General features: G+C 69.1%; 9 protein-coding genes. 2 read left to right on the plus strand and 7 right to left on the minus strand.

Annotated elements, in window-relative coordinates; genetic code table 11:
- Positions 1–66: 66 nt before the first annotated feature.
- The 3 genes from AC1DHD_RS09525 to AC1DHD_RS09535 are packed head-to-tail and all read right to left on the minus strand — an operon-like array spanning position 67 to position 4,035.
- On the minus strand, positions 67–2,046 hold the full coding sequence (locus AC1DHD_RS09525; RefSeq protein ID WP_476879474.1) for a penicillin-binding transpeptidase domain-containing protein: 1,980 nt from the start codon (positions 2,044–2,046) through the stop codon (positions 67–69).
- Positions 2,047–2,104: 58 nt separating this feature from the next.
- Positions 2,105–2,761 carry a response regulator gene (locus AC1DHD_RS09530; protein WP_476879475.1) on the minus strand — a complete coding sequence of 219 codons (657 nt, stop codon included), beginning with the start codon at positions 2,759–2,761 and terminating at the stop codon, positions 2,105–2,107.
- Positions 2,758–4,035, minus strand: coding sequence for a sensor histidine kinase (locus AC1DHD_RS09535; RefSeq protein ID WP_476879476.1), 1,278 nt, complete (start codon positions 4,033–4,035; stop codon positions 2,758–2,760). The genes AC1DHD_RS09530 and AC1DHD_RS09535 overlap by 4 nt, the downstream gene beginning before the upstream one ends.
- A gap of 186 nt (positions 4,036–4,221) precedes the next feature.
- Between AC1DHD_RS09535 and AC1DHD_RS09540 the strand changes: the two genes are divergently transcribed.
- A complete protein-coding gene (locus AC1DHD_RS09540) occupies positions 4,222–5,319 on the plus strand; it encodes an ABC transporter permease (RefSeq protein WP_476879477.1) in 1,098 nt (365 codons plus the stop codon).
- A 51-nt stretch (positions 5,320–5,370) separates the two neighbouring features.
- Positions 5,371–6,066, plus strand: a complete 696-nt coding sequence (locus AC1DHD_RS09545; protein ID WP_476879478.1) for an ABC transporter ATP-binding protein — start codon at positions 5,371–5,373, stop codon at positions 6,064–6,066.
- Positions 6,067–6,100: 34 nt separating this feature from the next.
- On the opposite strand, the gene AC1DHD_RS09550 is transcribed toward AC1DHD_RS09545, so the two are convergent.
- From AC1DHD_RS09550 to AC1DHD_RS09565, 4 genes are all read right to left on the minus strand, one after another.
- Entirely contained in the window at positions 6,101–7,540 is a 1,440-nt protein-coding gene (locus AC1DHD_RS09550; protein ID WP_476879479.1) for a phytoene desaturase family protein, read from the minus strand.
- 5 nt (positions 7,541–7,545) lie between these two features.
- The gene (locus AC1DHD_RS09555) at positions 7,546–9,015 is read right to left on the minus strand and encodes a glycosyltransferase family 87 protein (RefSeq protein ID WP_476879480.1); all 1,470 of its coding nucleotides are present in this window, start codon (positions 9,013–9,015) and stop codon (positions 7,546–7,548) included.
- Between the two features lie 241 nt (positions 9,016–9,256).
- Positions 9,257–9,397 (minus strand): hypothetical protein, encoded by a 141-nt coding sequence (locus AC1DHD_RS09560; protein WP_476879481.1) that lies wholly within the window; start codon positions 9,395–9,397, stop codon positions 9,257–9,259.
- A 671-nt stretch (positions 9,398–10,068) separates the two neighbouring features.
- Positions 10,069–10,480 (minus strand): histidine phosphatase family protein (locus tag AC1DHD_RS09565; protein WP_476879482.1); only part of this gene is annotated, 412 nt, incomplete at its 5' end.

A 10,480-nucleotide genomic window follows, 5' to 3' on the forward strand; every position in this document is an offset into this window, starting at 1 on the left:
GGATACGTCAATATGAGCCACGCAGTAATCCTCCCACGGCTGGGTCTTCCGGTGGCCCGGGGGCGGCTAGCCGGCGGCCGCAGTAAGGAAGTCCTTGAGCAGCGGGCCGGAGGTGGTTGCGCCGAGGCCGCCGTCCTCGACAAACACGGCGACGGCGAGGTCCCCATGGACAGCCACAATCCAGGCGTGGGTCTTGGGCGGGTTGTCCTTGCCGAATTCGGCGGTGCCGGTCTTGGCGCCCACCGGGGCCCCCGGAACGTCGGCGAGGAAGCCGGCGTGGCCCGAGGTCACCACGGCGCGCATCATGTCAGCGAGGGACGCGGCTTCCGCGGCCGTGATGGGTTTCCCGGCCGCCTTCGCGGGCGCGGGGGCGGACGTGGACGGCGCCGCCGTCGGACCGGCCGACGGCGTGGCGCCGCCTGCGGGTGCGGCGTTCGGGTTCAGGACCAGCTGCGGTGACACGGGAGCACCCTTGGCGACCGAGCCGGCCATCACGGCGGCGGCTAGCGGTGAGAGCAGCACCTTGCCCTGGCCGATCATGGAGGCCGCGTGCTCGGTGCCTTCAGCCTCGCCCGGGACCGAGCCAAGGAAGGCCGCGGCGCCCAGGGACGGCGCCTCGACGGCAACGCCGAGGGACGTCGCGGCGGACTCCAGCTGCGCCTGGCTGACCTTGCCCCGGGCGTTGATGAACGCGGTGTTGCAGGAATGCGCGAAGGCGTCCCGCAACGTCACTGATCCGAGGGACGTCGCAGGGTAGCCCTCGGCATTCTTAAAGGTCCGGCCGTCCACCGTGAGGGTGGGGGGGCAGTCCACCTTGTCATCGGGGGTCATGCCGTTCCGGAACATGGCCAGCGAGTCCACCATTTTGAAGATGGATCCCGGGGCGTACTGGCCCAGCAGAGCGGTGTCGTACCCGTTGCTGCCGGGGCCGGAAGCTGYGGCCAGGACCGCGCCGGTGGAGGGCTTGATGGCCACGATGGCGGACGCCGGACCGACGTCGGCCAGGGTGTCCTCGGCCAGTTGCTGCAGCCGCGTGTTCAGGGTGGTCTTCAGCGCGGTTCCGGGTTTCATCGGTTCCTGGAACAGGACGCGACGGCCGCCGTTGGCCAGCCCCTGACGCTGCTCGGCAGTGAGGCCCTCGGTCTGGGCGAATACCTGGGTGCCGCTGGTTCCACGCAGTTGCGCGTCGTACTGCTGCTGGAGCCCGCCGGTACCGGTGGTGTCGCCGCTGTGGAGTGTGCCGCCGGACTTTTCGATCTGTTCGGCGCTGGCTTCACCAACGGTGCCGAGCACGGCGCGGGCAAACGTGCGGCTGGGAGCCAGGGGAAGGGAGTCCGCGATCGCGCGCGCACCAGGGATGGCGGCAATCTGCTCGTCGGTGACGGTCCGGCCCTCCTGCCGCAGGGTGATCGCGGCGACGAAAGCCTGGGGTCCGGCGGCCGCGACCTGCTTGGTGTAGGCGGCCGGGTCAACGCCCACCAGCCGTGCCAGTTTGCCCGCGGCGGCGGCGGGATCCGCGGAGTCCAGCTGCTGCTTGTCGATTCCGACGTGGACCACGGGCCGGTAGGTGACCAGTTTGGTTCCGCCGGCGCCGAGGATGTCGGCCCGCTGCGGGGACTCGCTGGAGCTGCCCAGGACCTCGGTGTCGGCGAGGCCGGGCACCAGCAGTTCAGGGCTCCAGACGGTCTTCCACGTGCCGTCGGCCTTCTTCAGCTGCGCGGTCACGGTGTATTTCCACTCGCCGGCGCCGAGCTTCCAGCTGTAGTCCAGCGGCACCGTCGCGGTGTCCTTGTCGAGCTTCAGCTCACCTGCCGCGACGGCGGGTTTCACCGGGTCGAGGGCCTTGAAAACGGCCTTGACCCGATCGTTCGCGGCGGCGGAGTCCTTGCCGTCAAAGGACACGGTGCCGACGTCGAGCGCGGCCACGGCCGACGCGAGCTGCTTCGCCGCATCCTGCGCACCGGACCGGCCGTCGTCGCACGCGACCAGCGTGCTACCGAGAACCAGACCAACGAGAGCAAGCGAGAGCTTCTGAATTTTCCCCATTGCGACATTATGCCCCGAGCTGCGGACACCTCCCGCGTCACACGGTCACCGGGGGCGGCTAGCTCCGCCGGATGATGCGCCGCTGCGCCGCCACGGCGATGGCCGCCGTCCGGTTATCCACCCCGAGTTTCCCGTAAATGTGCACCAGATGGGTCTTCACCGTGGCCTCGGAGATGAACAGCTGCCTGGCGATGGCCCGGTTCCCCAGCCCGGTGGCGAGCAGTTCGAGCAACTGGATCTCCCGGGAGGTCAGCGCCGGTTCGGGATTGCGGATCCTGCCGAGCAGCCGCGCTGCCACTTCCGGAGCCAGCGCCGTCTGGCCCGCCGCGGCAGCCATCACGGCCTGCCTGATTTGCTCCGGGGGCGCGTCTTTGAGCATGTACCCGCTCGCCCCCGCCTCCACCGCGGCGAGGATGTCGGCGTCCGAGTCGAACGTCGTGAGGATGAGGACGGGAGGTGCCAGTGTTCCGGCCTCTCCGGCCTTGATCCGGCCCGTGGCGGTGACGCCGTCCATACCGGCGCCCATTTGCAGGTCCATCAGGACGACGTCGACCGGGTCACCGAGGGCGTGCAGCCGCGCCACCGCGGCCAGTGCGGCGGCGCCGTCGGCCGCTTCGGCGGCGACGGTGATTCCGTCAAAATCGGCCAGCATTGCGCGCAGGCCGGCACGGACTACAGGGTGGTCGTCAACGAGGAGGACGCGGATCGCGGTCATCCTGCGTCCGCTCCCAGGGGCAGCCGGATGGCCACCACGGTCCCTTCGCCCGGGGCGGATTCAAGGTCAAGGGTGCCCTGCAGCGCGGCGACGCGGTCCCGCAGGGACCTGAGCCCGTAGCCGGATCCGTCGGCCCGGTCCTGGCAGGCGGCCGCCGGGTCGAATCCGGCGCCGTCGTCGAAAATGTCCATGGCCACTTCGGAACCGAGGAAGGACAGCGTCACAACGGCGCTGCGTGCGCGGGCGTGGGCCGCCACATTGGCGAGGCTGGCCTGCGCGGCACGCAGCAAGGTGGTGCGGTACGGGTTGGGAAGTTCCGCCGGAGTCCCCTCCACTTCGAGCCGGCAGCGCAGCACCGTGCCGCGGGCGGCGGCCTCCGTTTCGGTCGAGGCGCAGAGCCGGTGCAGGCTGTTCACGAGTGAGCTTTGCTCGAGTTCGGGGGACTGCAGGCCGCGGACGAAGTTACGGGCCTCAGCCAGGTTGGTGGCTGCTGTCTCCTGGATGGTCCTGAGCCGGCTCCGGATCGCGTCGGTGTCCCCGGCATCCAGTGCTTGCTCGGCGGAACGTCCGGTCAGCACGATGCTGGAGAAGCCCTGGGCCAGGGTGTCGTGGATTTCGCGGGCCAGCCGGGTCCGCTCCGCCAGTGTTCCGGCCTCATGCTGGCTGCGGGCGAGCTCGGCACGGGTCCGCCGGAGCTCGGCAGCGGCCCGGCGCTGGTTTTCTGCCTCAACGAACAGGGCACGGTAGGCCAGGCCGGTCACCACCGCGAAGGCCGCGCCGAAAGCCGGCCCCAGCACCATCGGAAGTTGCAGGGCGACGCCGGCCGGGCCGCCGTTGTGGAACCACAGCGCTGCGACCACCAGCACCGTGCTGGCCGCAATGGCGGCCAGGGCGGGGCATCGGGGCAGCACGTGGAGCTGCAGGAAGAACAGCGGAAAGGCCAGCCAGGCGAAATCGGCGCTGCCCCAGACGAGCAGCAGCCATAGCAGGCACACCGCGCCGAGCCACCAGGCCGAATACGGCCGCGGATCGAAACGGTCGGGGCGGACGGAGTGGCGCTTCTCCAGCACGGTGCCGGCCAGGTAGACGCCCGCCAGGGCAAGGACCAGCGCCAGGCTGATCCAGCCGGATCCGCGGACTCCTGCGGCCAGCAGCCGGCCGAGCGCAACCAGCAGCAATACGGCAAATCCCACGTGCAGGCTGACCCGCAGGACCCGCAGGATGACGGCCGCGCCGGCGGGTTCCCCCGTCACCGTGCTGCGTCCGCCGTCCATGCGTTCAGCCTAGCGCCGGGCTGCCCACCGCGGGCCGCTGCAGGCCGTTGCCGGGGCAGGATCAACCAATCGGTTGATCCTGGGACCAACCGAACCGCCGCGCGGGACCATCCGGAGGCCCGATGGCACGGTCCGCCCGGGCGGCGAGAGTGGAAAGGAAGACTCCACCACCACAGAAGGACTCCAATGTTTCTCGCTCTCCGCGACATCCGCTTCGCCAAAGGCCGCTTCGCGCTGATGGGCGGCGTGGTCGCCCTCATCACCCTGCTGCTGGTGATGCTCTCGGGGCTCACGGCCGGACTTGGCAACCAGTCGACCTCCGCCATTGCCGGCCTGCCGGCGGACCAGATCGCGTTCGGGGCCCCCGCCGGCAGCACACCCCAGTCCTCCTATACCGAATCCGAAGTCACCGGGGCGCAGGTAGCCGGTTGGGCCGGACGGGACGGCGTCAGCAGCGCGGAAGCCCTGGGCATCAGCCAGGGTCGGCTGCAGGCCCTTGGCGCCGGAGGCGTGCCGGCAGGAACGGCCAACGTCGCCGTGTTTGGCACCGGAGCCGGAAGCAGCCTCGCCCCGGTACCTGTGGCTGACGGCACGGTGGTGATCGGGTCCGGGCTGGCCAGGGACCTGGATCTGTCAGCCGGCAGCAGGGTCGCCGTGGGCGGCACGGAACTGGCCGTCGCTGCCGTTGTCCCGGATCAGTGGTACTCCCACACGGGCGTCGTCTGGACCGCGTTGACGGACTGGCGGAAGGTGGCCCATCTTGCCGGAAAGGACACAGTGGGCACCGTGATCGCGGTCAGCTTCGACCGGGGCGCGAGTGTTGACGTGGCCGCGGCCAACCAGGCGGCCGGCACCGTCAGCGCCGGCCGGGAAGGGTCCTTCCAGGCCCTTGGCTCCTACCGCAGCGAGAACGGTTCGCTCATGCTGATGCAGGCGTTCCTGTATGGCATCTCCGCTCTCGTGATCGCAGCATTCCTGACCGTCTGGACCGTGCAGCGTACCCGGGACATCGCGGTCCTCAAGGCCATGGGAGGGTCCGCGGGCTACGTGCTCAAAGACGCCATGGTGCAGGCCGCGGTGGTGCTGGTGGCCGGCGCCGCCACGGGTGGTGCGGCGGGCGTGGTGGGGGGCCTTTTTGCCGCCGGGGCCGCCCCGTTCCTGACCACTGTGCAGACCACGCTGCTGCCGATCGCCGGGATCGTGGTCCTGGGGCTGGCCGGCGCGGCGCTGGCGGTGCGGGGCGTTACCCGCGTTGACCCCCTGCTGGCGCTCGGCGGCAACTGACACCTCGTCTACCAGACCAAACCCGTAAAACATTCCCTGAAAGGCATATCTATGGAATCCGCCCTGCAACTCACCAACGTCACCCTCGAATACCCCGACGGGGACACCGTCCTGCGGGCCCTCGACAACGTCAGTCTTGACGTTGGACGCGGCGAATTTAGGTCCCTCGTTGGACCATCCGGCTCGGGAAAGTCGTCACTGCTGGCCGTGGCCGCCACCCTGGTCCGCCCGACTGCCGGAACAGTTATGGTGGCAGGGAACGACGCCGGAGCCCTCACCGATGCCGGGCGGACCGCCCTGCGCCGGGACCATATCGGCATCATCTTCCAGCAGCCGAATCTCCTGCCGTCCCTCACCGCCGTCGAGCAGCTGGTCATCACCGCGCACCTGCGGAGTGAATCTCTCCGCGGGGCAATGACCAGGGCTGCCGGCCTGCTGGAGCGCGTGGGCCTTGGCGGGGCCCTGGACAAGCGCCCGCACCAGCTCTCCGGCGGCCAGCGCCAGCGGGTCAACATCGCCCGGGCACTGATGGCCAGCCCGGCGGTGCTGCTGGTCGACGAGCCGACGGCGGCGCTGGACCACAACCGCAGCGCCGGGATTGTCCGGCTGCTGCGCGAGGTCACGGACGAGTTTGCGGTGGGGACCCTGATGGTCACGCACGACACCGGGATGGTGGCTTACACGGATGCCGTGGCCACGATGCGGGACGGCCGGCTCTCGGCGGCGGAACTCCCCGTGCCCGCGTAGCGGCGCCGCTCCCGCCTGGCGGAGCCGCCCCTGCCTAGTGACCCAGCTCGGGGACTGCCAGGCCGAAGACGTCCTTCAACGCGTGCCGGGCCGCATGGAAACCTGGCATTCCGGTCACCCCGGGCCCCGGAGGCGTCGACGAGGAACAGAGGTACAGTCCCGGCACCGGGGTCCGCCACGGCACCGGGCTGAGGACCGGCCGCCGGAGCAGGCCGCGCAGGCTCATGGCGCCGGCGCTGAAATCCCCGCCGACGTAGTTCGCGTTGTAGGTGCCGAGTTCCGCCGCGGTGGTCACCCGCATCCCGACAATAAGGTCGCGGAAGCCGGGCGCGAAGCGCTCAAGCTGGGCCACGACGGCGCCGCCCATGTCGATCGTGGACCCGGCCGGGACGTGGCAGTAGGTCCACAGGACGTGCCGGCCGGCGGGGGCGCGGCCGGCATCGAAGCGGGACGGCTGGGAGACCAGGACATATGGCCGGTCAGGGTGGCGCCCGGCCGCCACGGCGTGTTCGGCCTCGGCGGTTTCAGCGCGGGTCCCGCCGACGTGGACCGTCCCTGCATCGGCGAGTTCCGGGGCGGCCCACGGGGCGGGGCCGGACAGGATGAAATCGACCTTGCAGGCGGCGTTGCCGAAGCGGAACCCTTCGAGCGCCCGGCGGTAGGCGCCCGGGAGCCGGTCCCCGGCGATCTGCAGGAGTCCGGGAGGTGCCACGTCCAGCAGGGTGGCCCGGACAGGAGGAAGCTCAGCAAGGGATCCGATGCTGGTGCCGGTTTCCACCACTCCGCCGTGCGCCTCGATGTCCGCCACCATCGCGCGTGCGATCGCGGCCGAACCGCCTACCGGGATGGGCCAGCCGCCGGCGTGGCCCAGCGCACCCAACATCAGCCCTGCGCCGGCGGCAGACAGTGAAGGCAACGGCGCCACGGCGTGGGCCGCAACCCCGGTGAGGAGGGCCGGAGCGAGATCGTCCCGGAATCTGACATCCCACAGGCGCGAACCCTGCTCCAGGGCCCGCAACGCGAAGACCCCGGCCGCGGCCGGGTGGCGTGGCAGCCGGAGCAGCTGGTTCAGGGTCAGGTCCAGGACGCCCTCCAGCCTGGCCAGCAGGGGCGTCATCAGCCGCCGGTAGGCGCCGCCATCGCGTCCCAGGCCGGCGACGGTCCGCTCCAGCGAGCGGTAGCCGAGGGCCGCCCGGCCGCCGTCGAGCGGAGCCGCGTGCGAGAGTTCCGGCACTTCGAACCTGACCCGGTCCGCCAGTTCGAAGTTCCGGAAGAACGGCGATGCCAGGGCCATCGGGTGCACAGCCGAGCACACGTCGTGAAGGTGGCCGGGTTCGATCAGTTCCGTGGTCCGGAGGCCGCCGCCGGGGCTGGCTGCCGCCTCGTAGACGCGCACCGCCAGTCCGGCGCGGGCCAGAGTCACGGCGGCCGCGAGCCCGTTGGGTCCGGAACCGACGACGGCGACGTCAGGCACGGGAATCAGGCGTCCGTGCGGGCACGCCGCCAGGGCAGCACCGACGCGGCCGGCCGCCGGAGATTCACCGCAAACCAGTCGGGGGCGCCGTCGAACGGGCCGCCGTGYGGGTCGTCGGCGCCGCCGCGGCGCACGACGTCGTAGGCCGGGTCCCAGATCTCCCAGACAATGCGCGCCATCAAGTAGCCGGTGGCGAGCATGTGCGCCAGCACGGCGAGGACGTAGTACGGCATGTCGATGTTGTGCTGGGTGGGGCCGCCGCTGGTGACCTGCCCCAGATACATCCAGATGGCTGCCCAGTGCAGGCCCTCAATGGCCTGCCAGACCAGGAAGCCCCGCCATCTGGGCCGCGCCAGGGCCAGCAGCGGAATCAGCCAGATCACGAACTGCGGCGAGTACACCTTGTTGGTGAGGATAAAGGCGGCCACGATCAGGAACACCAGCTGCGCCAGCCGGGGCCGCCGCGGCGCCGCGAGGGCCAGGACGGCGATCAGCACGCACGCGGCCAGGAAGAGATTGAGGGCCAGTCCATTGACGGCCTCGGCCTCCAGTGGTTTCCAGCCCAGCCGGCCCGCCACCAGGTTGTACGCGAACCAGGGCGAGCTGTAGCCCGCCGGCCTCGTCTCGGTGAACTGGTAGAAGTACTTCCAGCCGGCCGGGTCGCCCGCCGCCGCCGGAATGTTCACGGCCAGCCACGTCGCCGCCGCCGCCCCCGCCGTGACGAGGAGGGCCCGGACCTTGCCGGTGCGCAGGGCGAGGACCAGCACGGCCCCGAGGATCAGCAGCGGGTAGAGCTTGGTCGCGGCGCCGAGTCCGATGAACAGGCCCGCGAGGAGCAGCTTGTTCCGGGCGAAGAAGTACATGCCGAGGGCCAGCATCGCCACGGCCCACATATCCCAGTTGATGAAGCCGGCGAGGACGATGCCGGGGGCAAGTGCCACCATGGCCCCGTCCCAGGAACGGCGGCGGGCGGTACGGGCCGTGGCCAGGACGGTGACGATCCAGACGGCAACCACCAGGGTGGCGTTGAGGTCGAAGTACGCGAGGACCCGGGTGGGGTTGACGCCGTCGCCGGGAAGCAGGAACGCAGTGGCCCCGGCAATAAAGCCCATCAGCACCGGGTATTCGAAGAAGCTTCCGGCCGTGACGAAGGGGAAGGCGCCGTCGCCGAGGCCCCGGTTCTTGAACAATTCGGGGAAGTCCGAGTAACAGGTCGCGTAGAACTGGCCGGGGGAGTCCCAGCCCTTGCTGCGGCAGTACCCCTTAATAAGCAGGGCCACGAGGGCTGCCAGGACGGTGAGGACCACCAGGACCCGTTCGACGGTGAAGAGTCCGGGGGAGACAATCCCCGGAGCCGTCCGCCGGCCGAGCGGTCCGCCGACGAGTTCCGTGAAGTTCCGCAGCAGCAGATCACTGCGGCTTGGGACTACCAGTCGGGTCCGCTTGCGGTTCTCCGGCGGCATTGTCTCCTGCATGCCTCGAGCTTACCGGGGCCGACGGGCCGTGCGGGGAAGGACCGGGACGGCGTCCCGGCGCTGCCGGTGGCCGTTAAGCCCGCCCGGCGAAGCTCAGCGTTGCAGGTTAAGTCGCAGGTTAAAAGGGAGGAGCCCACGCGTAGCCGCGTGGGCTCCTTGCGGATCAGGTGCAATGGTCACCATCGGATCCTCCTTCGCCGGGTACCGTGACGGCCGTCGGCCTGAATGGGACGGCACGGCATCAACGGAGCAGTCCCATCTGATGCATTGCGAGGTAGATGTCTTCGCGCCGCTGCTCGAGCAGCCGGGCGTTGAACTCCGATTTGTCCCGGATCGCGGGCCGCGGGTTGAAGATCAGTACGTCTTTCAGTTTTCGGATCATGGTGGTCACCTCCTTTCGGGGAGCGTGGGCGTTCTGCGCGTTCCGGCGTGGGGCGGTGCCGGGATGTGGTTTCGCTGCGATGGTCACAGTGGGCCTTTCTGGTTGGAGAAATAAAAGTAATTGGGCACAGCAATTAAGCCCTCAATTTGTTGAAGAACAGTATGTTTTAGGCATAGGAATGCCCGGTACTAATACGGTGGTTTTCGCAAATGCGAAGAATGGCCCCTGCCGCTACGTGCCGCACCCCAACAGGAAGCTGGGTTCCGAACTATGGGGTATTGCACTGGTTACTGCTATGGGGGTGTGTTGCGCAACCGCGTGGGTCCGCTGGGCCAGACATACCGGCCGGGTCATCCCGTGGGATGGACCTGGCAACCATTCCGGGCCGGCGTTACGCCGGCGGGAGGATTGTTTAGGCGGGCAGTCCGGTTTTCGGGCGCGCGGCAGCGTCAGAGGCCGGGTTCGCGGTGACGTTGTACATCCATCCGCTAGTCAAAATATTCATTTCCCAACCTCCTTTTCTGATCTGCCGTAGCTCCGGCTGACTGGCCGGGCGACGCGCGCCGTGACCCTGGCAAGCCGCTCTGGGGTCAGAAATAAAATTACACTACAAATGCGGAGTTTGACCACTTAAATGGGAAATATTCCGCAAAATATTTTTTGCGTCGGGTTTATAGTCCCCAGCGGACCACGGCAGGCGTCTTCTTATCCCAGCCAAGCGTGCACACTTTTGCGGTGCCGAGCACAAAATRGCGGCCTTCATGGGCGTCCAGTCCCAGCCACCGCGCCGTCAGGATCCTGGAGAAATGGCCGTGGGCCACGATCAGAACGTTGTCCAGGCCCGACTCAAGTACCCGGGCCACGATCTTGTCCGCACGGGCAGCGACATCGTCGAGTGATTCCCCGTTGGGCACCCCGTCCGTCCAGATCAGGTAATCGGGGTTGTCCTTGCGGATCAGATCCGAGCTGATGCCCTCGTACTCGCCGTAGTCCCACTCGACGGCCAGGGGTTCGAGCTGCGCGTCCGGAAACCCTGCCAGCTCCGCCGTCCGCCGGGCCCGGCGCAACGGGGAGGTAAGGACC

It is taken from the genome of Arthrobacter sp. 05L45_2, assembly GCF_056397525.1.